Genomic DNA, 24,672 nt, shown 5'->3' with positions numbered 1-24,672 from the left:
TCTATTCGGCAGCTTCTATTCGGGTTTCGGTCAGCCTTCCTGTGAGATCGGCGGACAGATCCCGGTAGACTTTCGCGATGGCATCCATGGCCTTGCGGACGGCCGGTTCCCGGCGCACATCCCGATGAACGATGATGTGTTCCGGATAGGTCAGCTCCGCCAGGGGCCCAGAAAGCGGAACGAGATCCGGATGGGCATTGCCCATGAAAACGGGTAGCAGGGAAAGTCCAGCGCCGGATACGGTCATGTTCAAGAGTGTGGTGATCGTGTTCGTTCGCAGACGCGGGCGGAGGACCTTGTGGTCTTCCATCCAGCGCATATGGGCTGGATACCAAAGGTCATCAGGCGCAAATCCAAGCCAGTCGCAGGCGGCGAACCTGTCATCGGTCAAGGCTTCAGGATGTGAGGCCACATAGGATCGTGCGCCAAAAATGCCATAGGCCAGATCGCCGACCTTCCGGGCAATCAGCGTATCTGTTTCGGGAAGGCAGTGGCGGATTTGCAATTCGATGCTTCGGGTCTGATGGTCAACATTCCGGTGGCTGGAGATCAGTTCAAGTTCGATCCCGTCAAGAAGGGCTGACAATGCTGCGAAACGATCCGTGAGCACCCTGGCACGGACTTCGTCCACCGCAACGCGCACAACCTTCAAGGAGGCTCCGGACAGGTCCGGCAGCACACGGGAGGCAGCTTCTGCGCTCTTGCGCATCTGGGCGGCAAGGGGGATCAGGCGCACTCCGGCTTCCGTCGGCTTGAGGCCCGTTGGGGTCCTGTCGAAGAGACGGGCGCCGATACGGTCTTCGAAGGCTTTCAGGCGCCGGCTCAGCTGCGGCTGGCTGAGATCCAGCGCCTTTGCGGCGCCGGACAGGGAGCGCATGCGGGCGGCTGCATCAATGAGTTTCAGATCATCCCAATTCATAAGACATCTATACAGAAGTGCAAAAATTCGGGCAATAGCATGTGAATATGCATGGCTGGCATGGGCAATTGAGGAGTTCCAACCTACCGTTTGACCCGGTAGAGATGCCGGACTCACCCAATGGAGACGGCCATGGCGCCCAATAGCGACTATTTGCGACAGGAAAATACGGGTCTTGCGGTTCTGCTGGCGGTCGCAGGCATGGCGGCCTTCACACCTGTTTTTGCGGCCGGAAAGATTGCCGATGGGCTTTTGCCGGTGGCTGTTCTGGTTTGGCTCCGGTTTCTGGGAGGCGCTGTCACGATTCTTTCGGTCGGGACGGTGCTGCGCGTTCCTTTGGCCATGTCGGTCAGCCCGCTCTGGAAACTGCATTTGCTGCGGTCCGTCTGCGGGGTCGGTGGCTTGGGGTGCTCGATCTATGCGGCCAGTGTGCTGCCGCTGGCCGATGCGACTGCGATCGGTCTCACCAAGGGCATCATTGCGATCGTGCTTGCCGGGATCATCCTGAAGGAAGTGATTACGGGCCGCCACTGGATCGCCGCCGGACTTTGCGCGCTTGGCGCCTATCTTGTAGTCCGGTCCACCAGTCAGGGGAACGGTATGAGCGCTTTTGCCTTTGACGGGGTGGTTGCAGCGCTGATGGCGGCGGTGTTCATGGCTAGTGAAGCCTTGATCATGCGCTATCTGGCCCAGCGGGAAGACACGGTTACGATCCTTGCCTATGTGAACGTGTTCGCAAGCCTCCTTCTGACTGGCCCCGCCGTGTGGCTTATCGTGACGCAGCCGATATCCTCGACAAGTCTTCTGGCCTTTGTTTGGCTCGGGCCTGTCGCGATCTTAGGCCAGTCGCTCAATGTTTCCGCTTACCGCAGGGCCGGTGCTGCCACGCTGGCTCCAGTCTATTACGGGACTGTGGTCCTGTCGGCCCTGTTCGCATTTGCCGTCTGGGGTGAGATACCGGCTCCGCTGGCCGCAGCAGGCGCCGGTCTGATCATCCTTGGCGGACTGGTCCTGACCTTGCCCTTTGCGGCGAAAAAGCAGTCCACAGCGTCCTGAGGGCCGGTACCGGGCTGCGGCAGACAGTCTGGCGCAGAAATGCCGCCATCAGCCATCAAGAAGCGCCTTGGTCAGAAAGGGCAGACTTTCATCAAGCCGATAGTCGATGGAGGAGTGATTGTCGTCGAACTCCTGATAGACATGACGAACCCCGGCGGCCTCCAGCTTCCTGTTCAAGCGGCGGGCGCCATAGACGAGATTGTACTGATCGACAGAGCCGCAATCGATCCAGAGCCCTTTTAGGGATTTGAGCGCGTTGATATGCTGGCCGGCGATCTCGACCGGATCCCAGGCCAGCCAAGCCTGCCAGCGGTCCTTTATCAGTTCACACGTTTCCAGATCCACAGGCAGGCGAATGCCGCAAAAAACCTCCGGATCCGGATCAGGGTCATAGGTGGCTGCCATGGCCAAGGTCATCAGATCATGCATGGCGCTGCCTGCATATTTGGGCCCTTTTTCAAACTCGGTGACAAACGCCTCAATCGAGCCTGCCTTGGCCAGGGTGCGCAGCACATTCGGCATTTCCGGCAGATAGCACAGGTCAAACGCCATATCTCCGGAATGGCAGGCCGCAGCGGACCAGACGTCTGCATGTTTCATTGCATGAAGGAGGGAGCCGTAGCCGCCAGAGGACTTTCCGAACAGCCCGCGTCTTCCGGGGCCGCCGCATCTGAAGCGACCTTCAACATCTTCCAGCATTTCCGTTGTCAGCCAGGTTGCCCAGGGGCCAATGGACAGGCTGTCGATATATTGGTTGCCGCCCAGGCGGGTGAAACAATCTGGAAAGGCAACCGTGACCGGCGGCAGCGCGCCGTCATGAATCAGCCGATCGAGCCGCTCGGGAACATTCTCGCCAAAATTCTTCCAATTCACATGGGCCGGGCCACCGGCGGTGAAACCGACGAGATCCACCAGAAGCGGCAGGCCGCTACCGTCATGGCCATGGGGCGTATAGACAACGATTTCCCTTGTGGCCGTATCCCCCAGACGGTTTTGGCCAAGGATCTCCGAGCGGTGGGAGAAGCGGTGCAGCGTTCCGGAGGGGATGTCGAGGCGGGCGCGCATGGAAGGCTCCATTCATAGGGGGGTGCGAGTGTGCCTTTCGCGCAAATCGCATTCCGTCGGAGGGGCCTGTCGCTGTTTGACCTGAGAAGTGTCAACGCAAAAGGAAAACGGACTGAACTTGACCACGGGCGGCGCTTTAGATTGCAAGATCAGCGCATCGGCGCAAGGGCTGCCGCCCGGTTTCTTGACGGGGCAGGGGCAGCCGGGTAATCGAAGAAGCATGACCAAAGCCTTTATTTCCGGCTGCGCCGGAACGTCGCTTTCCGAAACTGAAACCGCCTTCTTCCGGCAAGCCGACCCGTGGGGCCTGATTCTGTTTGCCCGCAATATCGAGACCCCTGCCCAGGTGGCGGCACTGACCGCTGACTTCAGGCAGGCCGTGGGCCGCAAAGACGCTCCGGTTCTGGTGGATCAGGAAGGCGGCAGGGTGCAGCGTCTCAAAGCGCCGCACTGGATGAGATATCCGGCCCCCAAACTTTATGGGGATCTTTATGCCCAGGACCAGGCGCGGGGCCTGCAAGCCGCCCGCCTGGGAGCGCAGCTGATCGCCAGAGATCTTTATGACATCGGCATCACAGTTGATTGCCTGCCCTGCTTGGATGTGCGTTTTCCGCAGACCGTTGATGCCATCGGCGACCGGTCCTTGTCGGATGACCCGGACGTCGTGGCCACCCTTGGAGCAGCCATGGTGGAAGGGGCGCTTGCCGGAGGCGTATTGCCGGTGATCAAGCACATTCCTGGGCACGGGCGGGCCACCGTCGACAGCCATCTGGAGCTGCCAAGGGTGTCAGCGGATTCTGATACGCTGAAAGCCGTGGATTTCGTACCGTTCAAGGCACTTTCCAGCGTGTCTTTGGGCATGACAGCCCATATTGTCTATGAAGAGATAGATCCGGGAATAGCGGGCACGCAAAGCAGCAGGATTGTTCAGGAGATCATCCGCTCCCACATCGGTTTTGAGGGCTGTTTGATGAGCGATGATATTTCGATGAAAGCTCTGGGCGGAAATCTGTTCGACCGGTCGCAAAAAATCATCGCGGCGGGTTGTGACATTGTGCTGCATTGCAACGGTGATATGAGCGAGATGGCCGCCGTGGCCGATGCAGTGCCGGCTCTTGAAGGGGCTTCCGAACGGCGCTGCCGCGAAGCCCTGGCAGGCTGGAGGGAACCGGCCGCCGGATTTGACAGGAATGCAGCCCGGGACGCGTTTACCGCCCTGACCGGGTGGCAGGGCGCTTAACCGGAGCTTGAATGGCCGACGCGGATACCCAGACCTCTTTGCCGGAAGACGGTTCCTTCGATTTGCTGACCAATGTCAGCGCGGCGGAGGACCGGGCCCTGTCCGATCCGCAGCTTGTGGTCGATGTGGACGGATTTGAAGGTCCGCTTGATCTTTTGCTGGGGCTAGCCCGGACCCAGAAGGTGGATCTGGCCCGGATCTCGATCCTGCAGCTTGTGGAACAATATTTGGACTTTGTCACCGAGGCCCGCCGGATGCGTCTGGAACTCGCCGCCGATTACCTGGTGATGGCCGCCTGGCTGGCGTTTTTGAAATCGAAATTGTTGCTTCCGGAGCAAAAGGATGAGGACGAGCCAACCGGCGAAGAACTGGCCGCGGCCCTTGCCTTCCGTCTGCGCCGCCTGGAAGCGATGCGCGAGACGTCGGAAAAGCTCATGAACCGCAGCCGGCAGGGGCGGGATGTTTTTCACCGCGGCGCCCCGGAGACCATGTCCGTTCAGCACAAGAGCATCTGGGATGCGTCGATCTACGATCTTCTGTCGGCCTATGCGACCCAGAGGCAAAGACAATCGGTCACCTCTGTACGGGTGCTCAAAAGAAACGTCTGGTCGCTTCAGGAAGCGCGGGACCTTCTGACCAAACTGGTCGGACGGGTCAGCGAATGGGCTCCCCTGAATGCCTATCTCCGCGACTATCTTTACGACAACAAGGACTGGGCCACGATTGTTGCCAGCACCTTTTCCGCCAGCCTGGAAATGGTGAGGGAAGGGCAGGTAGAAATCCGCCAGGGAGAGCCGTTTTCACCTGTCTATATCCGCTCCATCAACGGGGAGGCGGACACGGATGGCTGACAACCGGGAACTCGACCTGGCCTCGGAAAAAGGCAGCAAGGTCTCCTCTAAAGCCGACCTGAGCGGCCAGCGGATGATCGAGGCGCTGCTTTTTGCCTCCAATGAACCTTTGTCGCTTGAAGAACTGACTTTGCGCGTTCCGGAAGGAACGGATGTACTCGGCCTTCTTGGCAAGCTGCAGAAACTTTACGCTCCGCGCGGGGTCAATCTGGTCAAGGTCGCCGGAAAATGGTGTTTCCGCACGGCCGAAGATCTGGCCTATCTGATGCACCGCAATGTCGAAGAACAGCGGAAACTGTCACGCGCGGCGCTGGAGACATTGGCCATTATCGCTTATCACCAGCCGGTCACCCGCGCTGAAATCGAAGAAATCCGGGGCGTCTCGACCTCCAAAGGCACGCTCGACGTGCTGCTGGAAACCACCTGGATCCGCATGCGTGGACGGCGGCGGACACCCGGCCGTCCGGTCACCTATGGCACGACGGAGCAGTTTCTGGTCCACTTCGGGCTGGAAACTGTCAAGGATCTGCCGGGTCTGGAGGAACTCAAAGGCGCGGGGCTGCTGGACAGCGCCGTGCCGGCCTCCTTCGTCGTGCCCTCGCCAAGTGACGAAGTCACTTTGACGGAAGACGAAGATCCATTAGAAGACGGATCTCTGTTTGACGAGACAGCTGATGAAACTGCCGGGGCCTGATGCCACAGGAAAACAAGGCGCCATATTCCAATGGCAATGGACATACACTGAGTTGGGGGGCGCCTGGAACCGCGGGCGCTACCATCGCGGCAGGGCTGGTCTTTGACGCGATTTCTCATGATTATGACGGCATTCCTTCGATCCACGACGTAAGCCTGTCGGTCGCGCCGGGGGAGATTCTGTGCCTATTAGGCCATTCAGGCTGCGGCAAGACCACCTTGATGCGGATTGCAGCTGGGGTTGAGCGTCAAACCCGGGGCAAGGTGATCATAAATGGCCGGGAGATCGCCGGGGAAACGGTGTTTCTGCCGCCGGAAAGACGCGGCGTCGGCCTGATGTTTCAGGATTATGCCCTGTTTCCCCATATGAGCATCCTGGACAATGTCACATTTGGGCTTTCGAAGCTGCCGAAACAGGAGGCACGCGCAGCGGCGCTGGCAGCCCTTGGCCGGGTCGGGCTGGTGGACTATGCACCCGATTATCCCCATGCGTTGTCTGGTGGCGAACAGCAGCGTGTGGCGCTTGCCCGTGCGTTGGCTCCCCGGCCCGGGATACTGCTCATGGACGAGCCTTTTTCCGGTCTGGACAAACGCCTGCGTGACAGTGTGCGCGAAGAAACTCTGACCGTGATCCGCGAAACCCGGGCCACCTGCATCATCGTGACACATGATCCGGAAGAGGCAATGCGTATGGGCGACAGGATTGCCCTGATGCGCCGAGGGCGCCTTGTGCAGCATGGCTCCGCCGCTGAACTCTATAACAACCCGGTGGATCTTTTCGCGGCGCGGTTCTTTTCCGAATTGAACCAGATTGAGGGCCGGGCAACCTCAGAAGGTGTCGAAACAGTGCTGGGGGTGATGCCTGCGAAGGATCTTGACCCGGGAGTGGCTGTTGACGTTTGCATCCGGCCGCAGGGCCTGTGCCTGAGCGGGGCCACGCAGCCGGGAACGAGAGGCCGCATCACCTCAAAACGTTTCGTTGGTGAGGTGGACCTATTGTCTGTTGCTGTTGAAGGGCTGGATCAATCCCTCAAGGCGCGGGTCAAGGCAGGCTGTCCCTGGGAGCCAGGAATGGATGTTTCTGTTGAGGCCGACCCCAAGGACGTGCTTGTTTTTTCCCGTCAGGAGCCCCAAGTCTAGTCCACGCGGCACGGCCTGGCCCGGGCCAGAACCCGGACAGATGACCGGTGTCGAAACAGGTACTGAGTGTTGTGTGGTAAGGTGATTGCACGCAAGGCTGGCAAACGGATTGCCGGGACCATCATCACTTTGTCTGACGGCGAAAAATGTTGTTCGAGTGTATGTTGCGCGGTCTCATCCGTTTTTGTACAAGGGCCGAAGGGCTTTAAAGCCAATTATCAGGAGTTTGGCGTATGGGCATTAGTATCTGGCAGATCTTGATCATCGCGGTTGTGGTGGTTTTGCTGTTTGGACGTGGCAAGATTTCCGAATTGATGGGCGATGTCGCGAAGGGAATCAAAAGCTTCAAAAAAGGAATGGCCGAAGACGACACTGCTGAAGCGCCGAAGACAATCGATCATCAGGCCGCTGACACAGCTCCGTCTGCGAAAGCCGAAGATCAGACCAAAGCGAGCTGATCCTGATCTGCATCGCGTCTCCCTAAGGGACGAAGGTTCTCATGTTTGATATCGGCTGGACCGAACTCATGGTGATTGCCTGTGTGGCGATCATCGTCGTAGGTCCGAAAGACCTGCCGCGCATGTTGCGCACTCTTGGACAGACGGTTGGAAAGATGCGGCGCATGTCGCGGGAGTTCCAGTCCACGTTCAATGATGCTTTGCGCGAGGCGGAGCAGCAGGCCGACATTGCCGACATGAAAAAACAGGTCGAGGATGCCGCGAATTTCAATCCTCTGGGAGATCTGAAGAAATCCATTGAGGGAGACGCCGCGCAAAAGGCTTCCCGGCCAATGACAAGCAAACCGGCGTCCGCAACCGGCAATCCGACTGTCGGCGGGAGCGCCGCTTCTCCTGCAGCAGACGGCTCAGATGCGGCAGCTGATGGCCCTGTTCAGGTGGCCGCAACATCGCCGGAGCCAGCGCCGCCCCCTGCATCAATGGACAGTCCGGCCCAGCCGCCGGTGACGGAAGACGTTAAGGCATGAGCCAGGATGACATCGACGCCTCAAAGGCGCCCCTGATCGAACATCTGATCGAACTGCGCCAGCGGCTGATCTGGTCCATTGCGGCGATTTTGGTGATGTTCGTCATCTGCTTCTATTTCGCCACAGACATCTACAACATTCTGACACTTCCCTATCTGCGCGCTGTCGGGGAAGGGCATCCGGTGGAAATGATCTTCACCGCCCCCCAAGAATGGTTTTTCACCCAGCTCAAACTGGCGCTGTTTGGCGCGCTGTTTCTGGCTTTCCCAGTGATCGCCAGCCAGATCTACATGTTTGTGGCTCCCGGGCTCTACAAGCATGAGAGAGGCGCTTTTCTGCCGTTTCTGGTCGCAACGCCGATCCTCTTCCTGATTGGTGCCAGCCTCGTCTATTTTCTGGTCATGCCCATGGCAATGGGCTTTTTTCTGTCTCAGGAACAGCTGGCAACGGATGGACAGGTCGCCATTCAGCATCTGGCCAAGGTCAGCGAATATCTTGGCCTGATCATGCTGCTGATCTTTGCTTTTGGTCTTGTATTTCAGCTGCCGGTGGTTCTCACGCTTCTGGGACGCGCGGGGCTGGTGTCGTCAGAAGATCTGAAGAAGAAGCGCAAATATGCCATTGTCGGCGCCTTTGCCGCCGCCGCAATTCTGACACCGCCGGACCCGATCTCTCAGATCGGCCTTGCACTCCCGACACTGCTTCTCTACGAAGTCTCCATCCTGTCCGTCAGGTTTGTGGAGCGCCAGCGCGCGCAGCGGGAAGCAGAGCGTGAGGCGGAAGACGCAGCCGCCTGATCCCAATAGGCTGCATCTCATGCGGGAACGCCAGCCGGGCGGACGGATGTGTTGACAACTACCGTCGTTCGGAAAGCGAAGATGTTTGATATTAGATGGATTCGGGAAAACCCAGACGCATTTGACGAAGCCTTGGCAAAACGGGGCTATGAAGCTTCTGCCGCCAAACTGATTGCTCTGGACGATTCCCGCCGGTCACACATCACCAAGCTCCAGGATGCGCAAGAGCGCCGCAACGCCGCTTCGAAAGAAATCGGCAAGGCGAAAGGGACTGGCGACGATTCCCGTGCCCAGGAACTGATCGACGAAGTCGCCAAGATCAAGGCGTTCATCCAGGAAGGCGAGGAGGAGGAGCGCGCGCTCAATGCCGCCTTGGAGGCGGCCATGGCCGTGATCCCCAATCTTCCCCATGACGATGTGCCGGAGGGGGCGGATGAAGCGGGCAACGTGCTTTTGAAGACCCATGGGGAAAAGCCCGTCTTCACGTTCAACGAAAAGCCGAAGGAGCATTTCGAGCTTGGCGAGTCGCTTGGAGCCATGGATTTTGCGACGGCGGCCAAACTCTCCGGATCGCGCTTTGTCGTTCTGAAAGGGCAGATCGCCCGGCTGGAACGGGCGCTTGGCCAGTTCATGATCGACCTGCACACCCAGGAAAACGGCTATACGGAAGTTTCGCCGCCGCTGCTGGTGCATGCCGACCCGCTTTTTGGCACCGGCCAGCTGCCGAAATTCGAGGAAGACCTCTTCAAGGCTACGACGGATCACTATCTGATTCCGACCGCCGAAGTGCCGCTGACCAATCTGGTGGCCGGAGAGATCCTTGCCGAAGAGGCCTTGCCGCTCCGCGTGAGCGCGCTGACCTATTGTTTCCGCTCCGAAGCCGGGTCTGCCGGCAGAGACACGCGGGGCATGCTGCGCCAGCACCAGTTCCAGAAATGCGAGCTGGTCTCGGTCACACGGCCGGAGGACTCTTTGAGCGAACTGGATCGTATGCTCGGATGTGCGGAGACCGTGCTTCAAAAACTCGGTCTGCATTACCGGGTTATGACGCTTTGCACCGGAGACATGGGCTTTGGCGCGCGCAAGACCTATGACATTGAGGTCTGGCTGCCGGGGCAGGACACCTACCGGGAGATCTCCTCATGTTCGGTCTGTGGGGACTTCCAGGCCCGTCGCATGAATGCCCGCTACCGGCCCGCCGGCAGCAAGCAGACGGTGCATGTGCACACGCTCAACGGGTCCGGGATTGCCGTTGGCCGGGCCTTGATCGCGGTTCTGGAGAATTACCAGAATGGCGACGGGTCGGTTACGGTTCCCGGCGTTCTACGGCCCTATATGAGCGGGCTGGACAGGATCGGCTAAGCCCGTCCGGGCGACTTCCGAGGCGGCGGGGGGATACCCGCCGCTTTTCGAACTCTTTCTGCTGCGCCGGTTGGGCGCAGTATGTTCAGCTTCCAGGACAGCTCAGCCATGCGTATTCTGATTACGAATGATGACGGTATCCATTCCCCCGGTCTCGACGCGCTGGAAAGGATCGCCCGGACCCTGTCCGACGATGTTTGGGTTGTGGCGCCTGAAACCGACCAGAGCGGGGTGGCCCATTCCCTGACCCTTGGTGATCCCCTTCGGCTCAGGTCCCTTGATGACCGGCATTTTGCAGTCAAGGGCACACCGACGGACTGTGTGATCATGGGGCTGCACAAGGTTTTGCCTGGGCGCCCGGATCTGGTTCTGTCCGGCATCAACCGTGGGCAGAACCTGGCTGAAGACGTAACTTACTCAGGCACGGTGGCCGGAGCGATGGAAGGGGCGATTCTCGGCATCCGCTCAATTGCCGTCTCCCAGTCCTATGACTGGGACGTGAAGGCGGAACCGAATTTCGCAGTGGCCGAGACCCATGCGCCGGACCTGTTCAGAAAGCTCGTTGAGTTTGACTTGCCGCCTTACAGCCTTCTCAATGTCAACTTTCCTGCCTGCGCGCCGAAGGCGGTCAAAGGTGTGAAAGTGACCGTTCAAGGCCACTACGAACAAAGCGGCCTGTTGCTGGACGAGCGCCAGGACGGACGCGGCTATCCTTACTACTGGCTGCGCTTCCGGGAGCGCGGCAAATCTGTGTTTGATAATTCTGACCTTCAGGCAATTGCGGATGGATATGTCTCCGTTTCGCCGTTACGCATAGATTTGACGGCACATGATCTGGTCACGAACCTTACGGATGCGTTGACCCAGTCCTAGGACAGGAGAGTTCCATATGGCCGGCCTTCCGCCCGGCACGCACCGGACACCGCTCTCAAACGCTTTGCCGGATGAGGCGGAGACCCGTGCCGCCCTGGTTCTGGCCTTGCGGCGGCGGGGCATTGGGGCCCGCAACGTGCTTGCCGCCATTGAACGGGTGCCAAGACGCCTGTTCCTGTCCGCCCGCCATCACGGCCTTGCCTATGAGGATGCGGCGTTGCCGATTGAATGCGGTCAGACCATGGCATCTCCCTCCATGGTGGCCCAGACCGTGCAGGCGCTGAAGATTGACCCCGGCCAAACCGTGCTCGAAATCGGGACGGGCTCCGGCTATCAGGCTGCCGTGATGGCGCATCTGGCCGGGCAGGTGTACACGATCGACCGCTATGGCACCTTGAGCGACCTGGCAAAACGCCGTTTCGCTGCCTTGAAGCTGGGCAATGTCACGCCGCTTCAGGCGGACGGGTTCGAAGGCCTGAAACAGAAAGGCCCTTTTGACCGGATCGTGGTAACGGCTGCGGTAGACAGCATTCCTGATACCTGGGTGCAGCAGCTCAAACCCGGCGGTTTGCTTGTTGCGCCCGTGGGCAAGAAAAACCAGCTGCAATCCTTGATCCGGTTCACAAAATCCGAAAATGTCATGACAGCGGAAACCCTGCTTCCGTTGCGGACGGTCATGCTCCAGAGCGGACTTGCCAAGACCCTGTGACGGGTCTTCTTTTCAAGAGACTACCGGTGGGCGAATCGAGACCAAAAAAATGAATCGCGCTCCGGCCATTTGCGGCCTTGTTTACTATGAAGCCAGCCTTTTTCCGGTTGCTTGAGGTGAAAAGGACTGAAATCAGGCAGGTTTTTGCGGCAAACATGTCCGCTCTTCAGTCTTTATAAACCTTACTGGCGTTTACTCTTAACCATAACAGCCATTGTTAGCGGTATGAGTAAGGCGATGATGAAGCGGATGCGTACCCTCCGCGGGGATCTACTTGGTAAAGCGGCAACAGTTTCTCTGGTTGCGGCCTTTCTTGCAGGATGCTCCGGCTCCGTTGAGCGGTTCGGTGAGCCGCCCTTCTATACGGGCAATACGGACAATCAACGCGAAATATTGGCCGGCAAGGCACCCGATCAGCCGAGTTACCAGGATATTGCCAACGGGCCCGGTGGAACCAGTGCCGGGTTGCCACCGGCCGGGTCGGGGCCGGTAACGACGGGCTCCATCTCCAGCTCCTCCGCGAGTATCCAGTCAGCGCCTCTGCCAGCGCCTGTGATCGCCAAGTCAACACCTGCCGCAGCGCCCGTTGCCGCACAGCCTGCACCTGAAGTGGCTGCCACCGCACCTGGGAAAGACTGGAAAGGCTGGACGGCCACTGGGGGGACTCGGGTCCAGGCCCGCCAGGGCGATAATCTGAATTCTATTGCCCGCCGCTATGGTGTTCCTGTCCAGGCGCTCGCATCCGTAAATGGTATCAGCGATCCGAATCAGGTTCGGGCAGGGCAATCGCTCGTCGTCCCGACCTATGTCTATTCGGACCGGAACGGGCTCGCCAGCACGACGGAAGGCGAAACCGGCAAGGTGAAACTTCCTGCAGTTGCCCGCAATGAGCAGGTTGTCACGGGAACCATCACGAAAACGACCGGGATCGCTCCCTATCCGGAGCGTAAACCTGCACGTCAGCCAACCTTTGCGCAGATCAGCACAACAAAGACGGTTGCCGCTGAGCCTGCGGTTCTGAAGGTGAGTGCCCTTCCCAAGCGCAAACCTGCCTATGATACCCGGCCTGTGACCACTGCGTCGATCGCGACTGTGACCCCGGCCAAGACATCCGCTAAGTCCAGTGCGCCCGTTGCAGCTCCGTCTCAGCCGGTGAAAAAGGCAGCCCTGCCGGCCCCTGCTGTGACCAAGGAAGCCAAACCGACCGAGCCGATCAAGACACCGGTTGTGGCCAGCATCCAACGGGATGCGGATGTGTCGACCGAGATGTTCCGCTGGCCGGTGCGCGGGCGCATCATTTCCGATTTCGGCACGAAGCCGGGCGGTGGCAAGAACGAAGGCGTAAACCTGGCGGTGCCAGAGGGGACGCCGGTGAAGGCGGCCGGAGATGGCACGGTTATCTATTCCGGCAACGAGCTGAAGGGCTATGGCAATCTGGTTCTGCTGCGCCACAGCGATGGCTGGGTGTCCGCCTATGCCCATAACAGCGAGCTGAAGGTCAAGCGCGGCGACAAGATCCGCCGTGGGGATGTGATCAGTCTGGCTGGGGCGACCGGATCCGTGAGCCAGCCGCAAGTGCATTTCGAGCTGCGCAAGGGCAACAAGCCCGTCGATCCGCTGCAGCATCTGCCGCAACGCTGAAGCATCTTTTTAAAAACAGAAAGCCCGGCCAAACGGCCGGGCCCATACCCTGAATGCGCTCACAAGCAGATCGGCTCTCGTGCCTTTTGAAAAAGCGAGAGCATTGATCCAGGGCAGCTATTTGTTGCCATGCAGGTTTAGGCTCCGGCATTTGGCGAAACAGCCATTCGCGCCTGGCAGGCTCGACGTGGCTTCCAGCCCAAGGCTGCCGTTGGCGCAGAGTGCAACAGTTGGCCGGAGAGAACCCATTTTGATCGATGTTGCGATGTGAACGAATGTCGGGTTTATGAGGAGGGTATCGGAAAAGTTGAAAACGCATCATCCTGAGGTGCGTATCCCAAAACTCTGCATGTTTCAGTCAAGTCAAAGCGCTTAAATCGATTGTTGGAGATACCGTGCGCGACAAAGCTCCCGTTGATCTCAGCTTGGATCGCACGATCAATTAGGTGCGTTGCATCGCGATGACTAAGCCATGCGCTAAGGTCGCGTAAGGTCTCAAGGGGTGGGCCGTCAGCAGGCTCGAACGCCCCGATGCGCAAAGAGACGCAGGACATGCCATGCTGTGTCGCGTAGAGCGAGCACAAGGCTTCTCCATAGCACTTAGAGACGCCATAGATATTTGCCGGTGCGACGGCCATCCCCGGCACGACTTGCCGGTCTACAGGGTATCCTTCGATGGTTTGGGCACTGCTGGCGAAAACGAAACGGCGACACCCGGCCTTACGGGCAGCCTCAATCAGATAGGTTGTAGCCAATATGTTAGCTGGCAGCACGTCATCAAATTCTGCATCTGGGTCAGGTACACCGGCCAGATGCACAACGGCGTCTACGCCTTTGCATAAAGTGTCTGCCGCACTTGCATCAGATAAATCAGATTGCTCGAAGCGATGTCGGCCGATGATGGGGTCCGAAGGTTCCCTCAAATCGGTCAACACAAACTCATAGCGCTCTTGATATTCGGCGACAAATACTTGCCCAATCCGACCCGATGAACCAGTTACCAAAACCTTCCGCATAGTCTTCCACCTTGTCGCAATGATCCCGTCACTATTTGATAGCCATGCCTATGACGGTCACGAGCAAAAGGAAAGCGGCCTTGCGATGGCCCTAGCAGGCTGTTGAAGAAGTCCATCGGCGAGCGGAGAATTTGGCTTCATCTCCGCCTTGGAAGCAGACTGCGCCGTTGAGGGAGCCGTCGGACTGGAGTTCGGCCCAACCTTGGCCTTGCACCTCGTCCATTTCGTCATTGCCCTGCCAGGAGAATTCCACGGCTCGGCCTGCGCCGCCGGCAAAGATTTGGCCGGTAACACACCCAAAGACGAATTCGCCAGCGCCCTTGTCCTCAAACAGGATGTAGGCACGTTCCAGCATGTCCGGATAGTCCTCGACATAGTCCGGCATGGCTACGATGCGCCATTTGCCCAAAAGGCTCATGCCGGCACCGCCAGCAGTTTCGGCAGCCGCACCAGATTGTAGGCGGCTGCGGCGAAGGTGAAGGCCCATCCGACACGGTCGCGGCCACGGAACTTCGTCTTGTCCTGCCCGGCGACCGTCTTGATCCAGCCGAACACCTCCTCAATGCGCTTGCGGATGCGTTGGCTGACAGCATAGCCGTCATGGCGCGTCGTGCGCCCGTCGATTGCCGAACGGCGCCCACTCATGTTCTGCGCCACGTGCGGCGTTACCTTCATCGCGCGCAATTCATTGACGAAGTCCTGTGTGTCGTAGGCCTTGTCAGCCCCCAGCGTGACTGCTCGCGGCCGGTCGGCGCGGGGTTCGATCATGTGCAAGGCGGCCACGCGTTCGCCATGACCGTCGGCCAATGTCAGGCAGGCATCGACCAAAAGGCCGTTGCGGTTCTCCATCAGCCCATGCCCGAGGAAGCAGAGCTTCGCCTCCTTGCCTTTGCCCTTCTTGTAGAGCCTTGCTTGCGGGTCGGTGGTCGAGGCATGCGTATCGTTCGACCGCTTCTGGCCGTGGAAATCAGCCTCGGTGTTGCGCCCGCCGCCAGCAGCCGGTGGTTCACCCGAACCGTCTTTGGGGGCCTCTTTCGGCCTGACGCTCTTCATCGACGCCCAGGCTTCGATCAGCGTGCCGTCGACCGAGAAGTGATCGGTGGACAGAAGCTTCTTCACCCTGGGCTGGGCCAGCACTGCCGCCAGGAATTTCGCGGCAATGTCACCTTCCAGAAGCCGGTCGCGGTTCTTTGAGAAGGTCGAGTGGTCCCACGCTGGATCATCAACGCCAATGCCGACGAACCAGCGGAACAGAAGATCGTACTCCAGCCGCTCCATCAGAAGCCGCTCCGACCGGATCGAATAGAACGCCTGCAGCAGCATCGCCCGCAAAAGCTTCTCCGGCGGGATCGACGGGCGCCCAATCGGCGAATACAGAGCAGAGAACTCCGGCTCCAGAATAGTCAGGGCCGCGCTCACGATCTCTCGGATCGAACGGAGCGGATGATCCCGCCGAACCCTCGCCTCAAGATCGACATAGCTGAAAAGCTCGCCCGTCTGCTCGTCTCCGCCACGCATCCATCACCTTCCAAAAATCATCTTCGGGAACAATGAATCACGGCAAGGCCTTCGAAACGAGCCCTTTTTCAACAGCCTGATAGACAAACGAACCTTTGTTCAGGCGCAGTCGCTGGCAGAAAAGTCCGCATACGAGACCGCTTGCGGATGATGATGGATGCTACCCAACATGCGCCCGATGACAAAATTGGTTGCTGTAAAACTGACTTTACAAACGCATCCTTTGAATCTGGCGCAGATAGATGCGCTGTAAACACTATAGTTTTTGGAAAATGGCAGACCTTCTGGGAGAAAGTCAGAACCTTGCGGATGGTCTTTTCAAAGATCTGGAGGATTGCGAGACGATTTTGGATTCATTGGATGGGGCATCTGTGAGGTGTTCTCGCAGCCATCCAAAGCAAGAAGGTGACTAAGAACTAATGCCAGCTTGGAGCCCCACGTGACCGTTGCATGAATTTCACACAATGAGCTTACTTTAGATTCAGGCAGTCGAGATGTCCGGCGAATATTGTTAGGAATCAGCATAATGCTTGGCGATGGATATTTCGACGAAGAAGTGGCAAAAACATACGATCAAGATCACGGCGGAACCGATCCTTTACTTATCAAGCAAACGGTAGATTGCTTAGTCGATTTATCCAATGGAGGCAGCATTCTTGAGTTCGCCATCGGAACAGGACGGATCGCATTGCCGTTAGTCGAGAGAGGTGCCAAAGTAAAAGGCATCGAGCTCTCAAATGCCATGCTTAAGAAGCTCCGAGAAAAGGAAAACGGTGCACCAATTGAGGTTACAATTGGGGACATGGCCACCGCTCAAGTCAACGGTGAGTTTGCGCTAGTTTTCCTTGTTTTCAACACTATCAACAATCTGACTTCACAAGAATCCCAAGTATCGTGCTTTCAGAATGCCGCGCGCCACCTCGAGCCAAAGGGCCGGTTTCTTGTCGAAACTCTGGTGCCGCCAATCCAGAAAATACCGTTCGGCGGGACGAGACTTGCTTTTGCAAACAGCAAGGAACACTTCGGAATCGACGAGTTTGATGTCGCTTCCCAGTCCTTTACTTCTAGCCATGTTTGGATGAAAGATGGACAACACATTTATTTGTCTATTCCCTTCCGTTACGCTTGGCCAGCAGAGCTTGATCTGATGGCAAAGATGGCGGGATTGGAACTTGAGAAGAGATGGTCAAACTGGGATCGCTCGCCTTATGATCGAATGAGTACCAAACACATTTCGGTTTGGCGAAAAGTCTAGAATTCAAATGTTCGCTTTGTCCGCACTGCCGACATTGATAGTCGGCACAGCGACTTCACACTTCCCGCCCTTTTTAAGTTTTCGCTTGCCGTGCAACGAACGGCGGTTTGCAGGATAAGCGCTGGTGAATAACCAAATTGCGGGCGCGAAGCGGGCGAATTACGTTCATGCCGCCGAAGGGCCGGGGACGTCGCAGTTTCATATTCAATTCTAACTTTTAATGCGTCTCCAAACCCAGAAAGACCTGTTGGACCAAGGGGTAAGGTTTAGACTTTTCTATACGTGCACACTTTGGTTCGGGGCTGGGCCAAACAGCTGAGCTCTTTCAGGACATGGGGACGCCCAGCCGCCCCGCCAGATCCTGAATAAACTGAAAGGCCACCCGACCGGAGCGGCTGCCGCGTGTGGTGGACCATTCCAGGGCCCGGGCCTTGAGATCAGCATCTTCGATTGTGAGGCCATAATGAGCGGCGTAGCCGCGAACCATATCGAGATAATCATCCTGACTGCATTTGTGGAACCCGAGCCACAGTCCGAACCGGTCGGAGAGAGAGACCTTCTCTTCAACGGCCTCTGCCGGATTGATCGCGGTGGAGCGTTCGTTCTCGATCATGTCCCGGGGCAGGAGATGGCGCCGGTTCGAGGTGGCATAGAAGATGACATTGTCCGGCCGGCCTTCAATGCCGCCGTCCAGAACCGCTTTCAGCGATTTGTAGGACGTATCGTCATGATCAAAGCTGAGATCGTCGCAAAAGAGAAGGAAGCGGAAGGGGGCAGGCCGGATCTGCGCCATCAGCTTTGGCAGGCTTTCAATATCTTCCCGGTGGATCTCGATCAGCTTCAGGCTGTCCGTACCGCGCTCCCGGTTGACCGCCGCATGGGCCGCCTTGACGAGGGACGACTTGCCCATGCCTCTGGCGCCCCACAAAAGAGCATTGTTGGCCGGAAGGCCTTGCGCAAAGCGTCTGGTATTGTCCAGCAGCAGATCGCGGACATGGGAGACCGCACACAAGAGAGTGATGTCGACCCGGTTCACCGAAGCGACCGGATGCAGGTCTCCCGGGTCAGGGACCCAGACAAAGGCATCCGCGGCGGACCAGTCTGGAAGGTTTGGGCGCTGAGGCACGGCCCGGCCGATCAACTCGATCAGAGAATCGAGTTTTGCGTTCAACGCTGCAAGGTCGTTTTGCGCGGTCATCATTCTTGCAACCCCTGTCGAAAAGGCCCATGTGTGACCCTAAAGCGTGTTGCGCGAGCTTTAACATGGGGCAGGTCACTCGAAAACGCCAATTATTCCCATAGCGGTACGCTGGAAATCGCTTCCAAAGCTTGAAATGAGGCGCGCCGCAGTTATAGTCCGCGCCACTAGAATTCAGCGCGTTTTACCCTTGGGTGTATTTCCTGAGGGAGAGATAAAACGCCCCTTAGGAGAGTTGAATGTTTATCACCCCAGCCTACGCGCAGACGGCCGGAGTCGCTGGTCCGAATTTCCTGATTCAGATCCTGCCCTTCGTCGCCATCTTTGCGATCATGTATTTCCTGATCATCCGGCCACAGCGCCAGCGCATGAAACAGCATCAGCAAATGGTGGCCAATTTGCGCCGTGGGGATACAGTTGTGACCACGGGCGGCCTCATCGGTAAGGTTTCCAAAGTGGTTGATGACAGCGAATTGCAGGTGGAATTGTCGGAAGGCGTGAAAGTCCGTCTTGTCCGGTCCATGGTTCAGGAAGTCCGCTCCAAGACCGAACCGGCCAAAGAGACATCCTGATCCCTTGGGAAGGCGCCTATTTGCGCAGTGATCTATGTGCCGGGCCGGCTCAATGTCGGCCTGGCTGTTTTTAAGGCTTCATCATGCTTCATTTCGCCCGTTGGAAAATCGCGCTGATCGTTCTTGTGATCGCCGCCGGCATCCTGACGACGCTGCCGAATTTCTTCACCGCCAAACAGCTGGAGAGCTGGCCCGATTTCCTGCCTAAGAACCAGATGGTTCTGGGCCTGGATCTCAGAGGGGGGGCCTACCTTCTTTATGAGGTGGACAAGAAGGATTACATGACCAAGCGCCTGAAAGGTCTGGTCAGCGACATCCGAGACACGCTGCGTCAGGATCCGCGGATCGGATATACCGGCCTTGGGGAACACAGCGGCGAATCGGCCCAGGTCCGTATCCGGGACCTGACCCGTCTGGATGAAGCCCGCGAACGCCTTCAGCCGCTCGTCAATCCGCTGGTTTCCAGCCTGTTTGGCGGACAGCAGGTCAACGAGTTCGAAATGACGGTGGGCGACGACGGTCTGATCCGTTTCACCTACAGCGAACGGGGGCTTGAGGACCGCATGACGAATATCGTGCAGCAGTCCATCGAGGTGATCCGCCGCCGCGTGGACGAACTCGGCACGACAGAGCCGAGCATTCAACGCCAGGGGGCGGACCGCATTCTTGTGGAAGCCCCAGGTGAAGATGACCCGGAACGCCTCAAGGAAGTCATTGGCACGACCGCGCAGCTGACATTCCATCTGGTGGATACGTCCATGTCGGGCCAGCAGGCGTTGCAGAGCCGCCCGCCGGTCGGCACTGTGGTGGTCTACTCGGTGGACGACCCGCCGATCCCGTATCTTCTGGAGGAAAAGCCGCTTCTGGAAGGCAAGGATCTGGTCGATGCCCAGGTCAGCTTTGACCAGAGAAACAATGAGCCCGTTGTCAATTTCCGGTTCAATCAGTCCGGTGCGCGCACATTCGCGCAAGTCACCCAGCAGAATGTCAACCGGCCCTTTGCCATCGTGCTCGACGATGAAGTGATTTCCGCGCCCGTCATCCGGGAACCGATCACAGGCGGCTCTGGGCAGATTTCCGGCAGTTTCACGGTTCAAAGTGCCAATGACCTGGCGGTGCTGCTCCGTGCCGGGGCGCTTCCGGCCCAGTTGACGGTCATTGAGGAGCGCTCCATCGGACCGGGGCTTGGCGCCGATTCCATCGCCGCCGGCGAGATCGCCTCGATCATTGCCGGTCTTGCCGTGATCATCTTCATGATCCTGGCCTATGGCCGCTTTGGCGTAATTGCCGATCTGGCGCTTCTGGCCAATATCTTCCTGATCTTTGGGGCCCTGACCGTCCTCCAGGCAACCCTGACCTTACCGGGCATTGCCGGGATCGTGCTCACCATCGGGATGGCGGTGGATGCCAACGTCCTGATTTTCGAACGTATCCGGGAAGAGGCGCGGGCTGGCCGCTCGGTCATCTCCGCCATTGATGCGGGGTACAGCCGTGCGCTAGGCACCATTTTGGATGCCAACATTACCACGCTGATTGCGGCCGTGATCCTGTTTCAGCTCGGCTCCGGTCCGGTCCGCGGCTTCGCGGTTACGCTGGCCATCGGCATCTTCACCACTGTTTTCTCAGCCTTCACGTTCAGCCGGCTGCTGGTTTCGCTCTGGATCCGCCGCCGCCGTCCGTCCGAACTGCCGATTTGATCCGGGAGACAAAAAATGTTGCTACGACTTATTCCGGATAACACGCATATCAAGTTCATGTGGCTGAGGAAGGTCAGCTTCCCGCTGTCCATCCTGCTTGTAATTGCCTCGCTGACCGGTTTTTTCACCGTAGGCCTGAATTACGGCATCGATTTCAAGGGCGGAACGCTGATCGAACTCAAGACGGATGGGCCGGCCGATGTCGGTGCCATCCGTGCGGAGTTGTCCACCCTCAATCTGGGCGATGTTCAGGTCCAGGAATTCGGTGCGGCGGATGAGGTGCTGATCCGGGTGGAGGAACAGCCGGGCGGCGAACTGGCCCAGCAATCGGTTGTTCAGCGAATCCGGACCGTGTTTGAGGACGACAACGTTGATTTCCGTCGGGTTGAAGTGGTTGGTCCCCGCGTTTCCGGTGAATTGGCGACCGCCGGAGCGCTTGCGGTCGCGGCCTCCCTCTTTGCCATTCTGGTCTACATCTGGTTCCGATTCGAATGGCAATTTGCCGTTGGCGCGATCCTGACCACGGCCAATGACGTGATCATTACCGTCGGCCTGTTTGTGCTGCTGCAACTCGATTTCACCTTGTCGAGTATCGCGGCGGTGTTGACCATTATCGGCTATTCGCTCAACGATACGGTGGTGGTTTATGACCGCATCCGGGAGAATTTGCGGAAATACAAGAAGCGTCCGCTTCTGGACCTTCTGGACCAGTCGATCAACGAGACCCTGTCCCGGACGACCATGACCTCGTTGACGACGCTGCTGGCCCTGTTCGCGCTTTATGCCTTTGGCGGGGAAGTTATCCAGTCTTTCACGCTGGCGATGATTTTCGGCATCGTGATCGGAACCTATTCGTCGATCTTCCTGGCAGCACCGTTCCTGATTCTTCTGAACCTTCGGCCGGAAGCCATGTCGCCGACGGATGGGGATGGCGAGAAAGGCTCGAAGGCTAAGGCACCGGCCTGACCGCAAGACTATGATGCGCGCCCCGGGGCCGGGGAGCATCAGCCCTTTGTCCGTTGTTCTGGCGGCTGGCCACCTTGCGTCCTTCTGGGGACACCCCACGGGGCAAGGTGGCCGCAGGCCTTTCTAGAGGATCTTTGCCATGGAGATCAGGGACGCCCATTTCCCGGGCCGGGCGCCGCTGGACGCTTATGGCGATGGGGGCTTCCGTTTCGCAAACATGTCTCACCGCGGTAGTCTGTTGTGCCTGCCGAGCGGGATCTATGGCTGGCCGGTCAGCAGCATCAACGGTTTAGACGCCGAGGCGTTTGACCTCATCTTCGCGGAACAGGCCGAGATCGAGGTGCTTCTGGTGGGCACCGGCACAGATCTGGTTCCGTTGCAACCAGCCTTAAAGGACCGGTTCCGGGACGTGCAGATCCTGGCCGACCCCATGTCAACCGGGGCGGCCGTGCGCACCTTCAATGTGCTTTTGTCTGAAGAACGGGCGGTGGCCGCAGCGCTTCTGGCGGTCGACTGACAAACGGCAAGGGCCATATAAAGATTGGGGGAGCGCCTTTGGGGGCGTGACTATGGGATGTCAGACAAAGGCCAGGACAGGCCGGCAGTCCGGTGGAGCATGAGTGAGGGCTGGCGTGACGGCGGATTTCGAACAGGCAGCAGCAACAGTCCGTCTCTATGACCGGGACCGCTATCTGTGCGCTCTTCTGGCTCCTGCCCCCTACCGGAACGCGATCCTGTCCCTTTATGCCTATAGCGCAGAACTGGCCCGAGTGCAGGAGATGGTTTCCGAACCTTTGCCAGGAGAAGTGCGGCTGCAATGGTGGCGGGATCTTCTGGAGGGGACTGAACATGGTGTGGCAGCTGCCAATCCGGTGGCGAATGCGCTGCTTGATACACTCACCAGCTACAGCCTGCCACGCCAGGGCCTGATAGCCATGAGTGAAGCCCGGATCTTCGATCTCTACCATGATCCGATGCCCAGCCTGCATGATCTGGAAGGCTATACGGGTGAAACTGTGTCGGGCCTCATTCAACTGGCCTGCCTGGTGCTGAATGGGGGCAAGGACGCGGGAACCGCGACAGCGGCAGGCCATGCGGGCGTCGCCTATGGCCTGACCGGCCTGATGCGGGCGCTGCCCTGGCACGCAGCCCGGCGGCAGATGTATTTGCCCAAGGATGTGATCGAGCGCCATGGGCTGGACCCGGAAAGCCTGTTCAAAGGCACCACATCAGCCGCGCTGAAAGCAGCGCTGACGGAAATGCGAGCGCATGTCCGGCACCATCTGGGCCGGGTCAAGGCGGCGCAGGAAACCGTGCCTGGTCACTGCGCCAACGCCTTTTTGCCGCTTGTGCTGGTCGAGCCTTATTTGAAACGCATGGAAGCAGATTCGTTTGATCCGCTGAAACAGGTGGCAGACCTGTCGCAAGTGCGGCGGCAATGGATCATCTGGCGGGGCGCGAAGGCCCCGCTTGCGAGGCTGTAATAGGGCGCTGACTGCAAACGGGTCTTTCTGAAAGCCGCCGTATTTCGGCCCTTAGATTATTCAGCCGCGTCCCTGGACAGCCCAAGTCCCGCCATCCAGACAGAAAAATCTGATTTCGCCCGGTTTGTCATTGCCAGCTTCTTCGCCCGGGCCTTGTCTTTGCCCTTCAGACGTTTGCCGTCTTCATCCCGGCTGGGAGCCTCTACTGGTGGAAACAGGCCAAAATTGACATTCATCGGCTGGAACGAGCCGGGCTTGCCTGCTCCGTCTTCCCGGGAAATATGCCCGCCGGTGATATGACCGAGCAGCGCACCCATCGCCGTTGTGTCCGGCGGAGGCACGATGTTTTGCTGACGGGCCTCCATGACAGAGAACAGACCGGCCAGACACCCCACGCTGGCCGACTCCACATAGCCCTCGCAGCCCGTGATCTGCCCGGCAAAGCGAAGGCGCGGATCGGCTTTCAGACGCAAGGACCCGTCCAGCACCTTCGGGGAGTTCAGGAACGTATTGCGGTGCAGACCGCCAAGCCGGGCGAATTGCGCGGCTTCAAGTCCCGGGATCATCCGGAAAATATCGGCCTGAGCGCCGTATTTCAGTTTGGTCTGAAATCCGACCATATTGTAGAGCGTGCCCAGAGCGTTGTCCTGACGCAGCTGGACGACTGCATAGGCCTTTACGTCCGGGTTGTGCGCATTGGTCAGGCCCATCGGTTTCATCGGACCATGGCGCAGGGTTTCCCGGCCGCGCGCGGCCATGATTTCGATCGGCAGACAGCCATCGAAATAGGGCGTGTTGGCTTCCCATTCCTTGAAGTCTGCGGTCTCTCCAGCCAGAAGCCCATCGATAAAGGCTTCGTATTGCTCCTTGTCCATGGGGCAGTTCAGATAGTCCTTGCCGGTTCCTCCGGGACCGACCTTGTCATAGCGGGACTGGAACCAGGCCTTTGACAGATCGACGCTCTCGAAATGCACGATCGGGGCAATTGCATCAAAAAATGCAAGTGCATCTTCGCCGCTGACGTCCAGGACTGCTGCTGACAAGGCCGGTGAGGTGAGGGGGCCGGTGGCAACAATCACCCTGTCCCAGTCCGATGGCGGCAGCCCGGCAACTTCTCCACGCGCAATGGTGATGTGTGGATGGTTTGCGAGCGCATTTGTGACCGCCTCGGAGAACCCGTCCCTGTCCACGGCCAGCGCGCTGCCGGCGGGAACTTGGTGGGCATCGGCGCAGGCCATGATCAGGGATCCGAGCTGGCGCAGTTCATGGTGGATCAGCCCGACCGCGTTTTGCTCCGAATCATCGGAACGGAAAGAGTTCGAACAGACGAGTTCCGCCAGTCCCTCACCCTGGTGGGCCTCTGTGCTGCGCACGGGCCGCATTTCATGCAGGACAACATCCAGTCCCGCCTGGGCGATTTGCCAGGCAGCTTCAGACCCGGCAAGGCCGCCGCCGATTACGTGGATCGGGCTCATTCTTGTTCCTTGAAGTTGAAGCCGGCCCTCTAATGAGCTGCTAAAAAGCAGCAAATCCGGCCTGTCTACTGTGATCCTGATTACAGGCAAAGCCCATAGGCTGCAACAATTTGCGGCCGTTGCCCGCGGAATTGCGGGTCCAAAACCCATGACCGGACGG

25 protein-coding genes are annotated in these 24,672 nt (G+C 58.6%); 18 read left to right on the top strand and 7 right to left on the bottom strand.

The window, feature by feature from the left end; all coding sequences use genetic code 11:
• Position 1 precedes the first annotated feature (1 nt).
• Positions 2-919, bottom strand: coding sequence for a LysR family transcriptional regulator (locus tag ACXAIC_RS02140; protein ID WP_475173128.1), 918 nt, complete (start codon positions 917-919; stop codon positions 2-4).
• Between the two features lie 132 nt (positions 920-1,051).
• On the opposite strand from ACXAIC_RS02140, the gene ACXAIC_RS02135 reads away from it, so the two are divergent.
• Positions 1,052-1,975 carry a DMT family transporter gene (locus ACXAIC_RS02135; RefSeq protein ID WP_475173126.1) on the top strand — a complete coding sequence of 308 codons (924 nt, stop codon included), beginning with the start codon at positions 1,052-1,054 and terminating at the stop codon, positions 1,973-1,975.
• A gap of 48 nt (positions 1,976-2,023) precedes the next feature.
• Here ACXAIC_RS02135 and ACXAIC_RS02130 read toward each other — a convergent pair whose 3' ends face one another.
• Complete coding sequence (locus ACXAIC_RS02130) at positions 2,024-3,040, bottom strand: alpha/beta hydrolase (RefSeq protein WP_475173125.1); 1,017 nt, start codon at positions 3,038-3,040, stop codon at positions 2,024-2,026.
• Positions 3,041-3,260: 220 nt separating this feature from the next.
• Here ACXAIC_RS02130 and nagZ point away from each other — a divergent pair, with 220 nt between their 5' ends.
• The 11 genes from nagZ to ACXAIC_RS02075 all read left to right on the top strand — a co-directional run bounded on the left by nagZ (position 3,261) and on the right by ACXAIC_RS02075 (position 13,331).
• Positions 3,261-4,280, top strand: coding sequence for a beta-N-acetylhexosaminidase (gene nagZ, locus ACXAIC_RS02125; RefSeq protein WP_475173123.1), 1,020 nt, complete (start codon positions 3,261-3,263; stop codon positions 4,278-4,280).
• An 11-nt stretch (positions 4,281-4,291) separates the two neighbouring features.
• On the top strand, positions 4,292-5,131 hold the full coding sequence (locus ACXAIC_RS02120) for a segregation and condensation protein A (protein ID WP_475173121.1): 840 nt from the start codon (positions 4,292-4,294) through the stop codon (positions 5,129-5,131).
• Entirely contained in the window at positions 5,124-5,825 is a 702-nt protein-coding gene (gene scpB / locus ACXAIC_RS02115) for an SMC-Scp complex subunit ScpB (RefSeq protein ID WP_475173119.1), read from the top strand. Before ACXAIC_RS02120 ends, scpB begins: the two co-directional genes overlap by 8 nt.
• Positions 5,825-6,964 (top strand): ABC transporter ATP-binding protein, encoded by a 1,140-nt coding sequence (locus ACXAIC_RS02110; RefSeq protein ID WP_475173116.1) that lies wholly within the window; start codon positions 5,825-5,827, stop codon positions 6,962-6,964. The genes scpB and ACXAIC_RS02110 overlap by 1 nt, the downstream gene beginning before the upstream one ends.
• Positions 6,965-7,197: 233 nt before the next feature.
• Complete coding sequence (locus tag ACXAIC_RS02105) at positions 7,198-7,422, top strand: twin-arginine translocase TatA/TatE family subunit (RefSeq protein WP_475173114.1); 225 nt, start codon at positions 7,198-7,200, stop codon at positions 7,420-7,422.
• A gap of 41 nt (positions 7,423-7,463) precedes the next feature.
• The gene (tatB, locus tag ACXAIC_RS02100) at positions 7,464-7,949 is read left to right on the top strand and encodes a Sec-independent protein translocase protein TatB (RefSeq protein WP_475173111.1); all 486 of its coding nucleotides are present in this window, start codon (positions 7,464-7,466) and stop codon (positions 7,947-7,949) included.
• Positions 7,946-8,746 carry a twin-arginine translocase subunit TatC gene (gene tatC / locus ACXAIC_RS02095; RefSeq protein ID WP_475173109.1) on the top strand — a complete coding sequence of 267 codons (801 nt, stop codon included), beginning with the start codon at positions 7,946-7,948 and terminating at the stop codon, positions 8,744-8,746. The genes tatB and tatC overlap by 4 nt, the downstream gene beginning before the upstream one ends.
• 81 nt (positions 8,747-8,827) lie before the next feature.
• The gene (serS, locus tag ACXAIC_RS02090; protein ID WP_475173107.1) at positions 8,828-10,108 is read left to right on the top strand and encodes a serine--tRNA ligase; all 1,281 of its coding nucleotides are present in this window, start codon (positions 8,828-8,830) and stop codon (positions 10,106-10,108) included.
• 108 nt (positions 10,109-10,216) lie between these two features.
• Entirely contained in the window at positions 10,217-10,981 is a 765-nt protein-coding gene (gene surE, locus ACXAIC_RS02085; protein ID WP_475173105.1) for a 5'/3'-nucleotidase SurE, read from the top strand.
• A gap of 16 nt (positions 10,982-10,997) precedes the next feature.
• On the top strand, positions 10,998-11,690 hold the full coding sequence (locus ACXAIC_RS02080; protein WP_475173103.1) for a protein-L-isoaspartate(D-aspartate) O-methyltransferase: 693 nt from the start codon (positions 10,998-11,000) through the stop codon (positions 11,688-11,690).
• 249 nt (positions 11,691-11,939) lie between these two features.
• The gene (locus tag ACXAIC_RS02075) at positions 11,940-13,331 is read left to right on the top strand and encodes a peptidoglycan DD-metalloendopeptidase family protein (protein WP_475173102.1); all 1,392 of its coding nucleotides are present in this window, start codon (positions 11,940-11,942) and stop codon (positions 13,329-13,331) included.
• Between the two features lie 284 nt (positions 13,332-13,615).
• On the opposite strand, the gene ACXAIC_RS02070 is transcribed toward ACXAIC_RS02075, so the two are convergent.
• The 3 genes from ACXAIC_RS02070 to ACXAIC_RS02060 form a co-directional block, all read right to left on the bottom strand.
• Complete coding sequence (locus tag ACXAIC_RS02070; RefSeq protein ID WP_475173100.1) at positions 13,616-14,347, bottom strand: NAD-dependent epimerase/dehydratase family protein; 732 nt, start codon at positions 14,345-14,347, stop codon at positions 13,616-13,618.
• Positions 14,348-14,438: 91 nt separating this feature from the next.
• A complete protein-coding gene (locus tag ACXAIC_RS02065; protein WP_475173098.1) occupies positions 14,439-14,765 on the bottom strand; it encodes a hypothetical protein in 327 nt (108 codons plus the stop codon).
• Positions 14,762-15,865, bottom strand: coding sequence for an IS5 family transposase (locus ACXAIC_RS02060; protein ID WP_475173096.1), 1,104 nt, complete (start codon positions 15,863-15,865; stop codon positions 14,762-14,764). The genes ACXAIC_RS02065 and ACXAIC_RS02060 overlap by 4 nt, the downstream gene beginning before the upstream one ends.
• Positions 15,866-16,391: 526 nt before the next feature.
• Between ACXAIC_RS02060 and ACXAIC_RS02055 the strand changes: the two genes are divergently transcribed.
• Positions 16,392-17,120, top strand: a complete 729-nt coding sequence (locus tag ACXAIC_RS02055) for a class I SAM-dependent DNA methyltransferase (RefSeq protein WP_475173094.1) — start codon at positions 16,392-16,394, stop codon at positions 17,118-17,120.
• A 325-nt stretch (positions 17,121-17,445) separates the two neighbouring features.
• Here the strand turns inward: ACXAIC_RS02055 and ACXAIC_RS02050 are convergent, their stop codons facing one another.
• On the bottom strand, positions 17,446-18,318 hold the full coding sequence (locus ACXAIC_RS02050; RefSeq protein ID WP_475173421.1) for an ATP-binding protein: 873 nt from the start codon (positions 18,316-18,318) through the stop codon (positions 17,446-17,448).
• 239 nt (positions 18,319-18,557) lie between these two features.
• Here ACXAIC_RS02050 and yajC point away from each other — a divergent pair, with 239 nt between their 5' ends.
• The 5 genes from yajC (at position 18,558) to ACXAIC_RS02025 (ending at position 23,037) form a co-directional block, all read left to right on the top strand.
• Positions 18,558-18,890: a preprotein translocase subunit YajC gene (gene yajC / locus ACXAIC_RS02045; RefSeq protein WP_475173092.1), complete on the top strand. Its 333-nt coding sequence runs from the start codon at positions 18,558-18,560 to the stop codon at positions 18,888-18,890.
• 83 nt (positions 18,891-18,973) lie between these two features.
• Positions 18,974-20,587 (top strand): protein translocase subunit SecD, encoded by a 1,614-nt coding sequence (gene secD, locus ACXAIC_RS02040; protein ID WP_475173090.1) that lies wholly within the window; start codon positions 18,974-18,976, stop codon positions 20,585-20,587.
• A gap of 15 nt (positions 20,588-20,602) precedes the next feature.
• Positions 20,603-21,553, top strand: coding sequence for a protein translocase subunit SecF (gene secF, locus ACXAIC_RS02035; RefSeq protein WP_475173088.1), 951 nt, complete (start codon positions 20,603-20,605; stop codon positions 21,551-21,553).
• Positions 21,554-21,692: 139 nt separating this feature from the next.
• A complete protein-coding gene (locus tag ACXAIC_RS02030) occupies positions 21,693-22,070 on the top strand; it encodes an Mth938-like domain-containing protein (RefSeq protein ID WP_475173087.1) in 378 nt (125 codons plus the stop codon).
• 103 nt (positions 22,071-22,173) lie between these two features.
• Positions 22,174-23,037, top strand: a complete 864-nt coding sequence (locus ACXAIC_RS02025; RefSeq protein ID WP_475173084.1) for a phytoene/squalene synthase family protein — start codon at positions 22,174-22,176, stop codon at positions 23,035-23,037.
• A 56-nt stretch (positions 23,038-23,093) separates the two neighbouring features.
• Here ACXAIC_RS02025 and trmFO read toward each other — a convergent pair whose 3' ends face one another.
• Positions 23,094-24,512: a methylenetetrahydrofolate--tRNA-(uracil(54)-C(5))-methyltransferase (FADH(2)-oxidizing) TrmFO gene (gene trmFO, locus ACXAIC_RS02020; RefSeq protein ID WP_475173082.1), complete on the bottom strand. Its 1,419-nt coding sequence runs from the start codon at positions 24,510-24,512 to the stop codon at positions 23,094-23,096.
• Positions 24,513-24,672 lie beyond the last annotated feature (160 nt).

The sequence above is a fragment of the Roseibium sp. AWQ4_254 genome, assembly GCF_056161025.1.
This window is presented reverse-complemented; position numbering and strand designations above follow the sequence as displayed.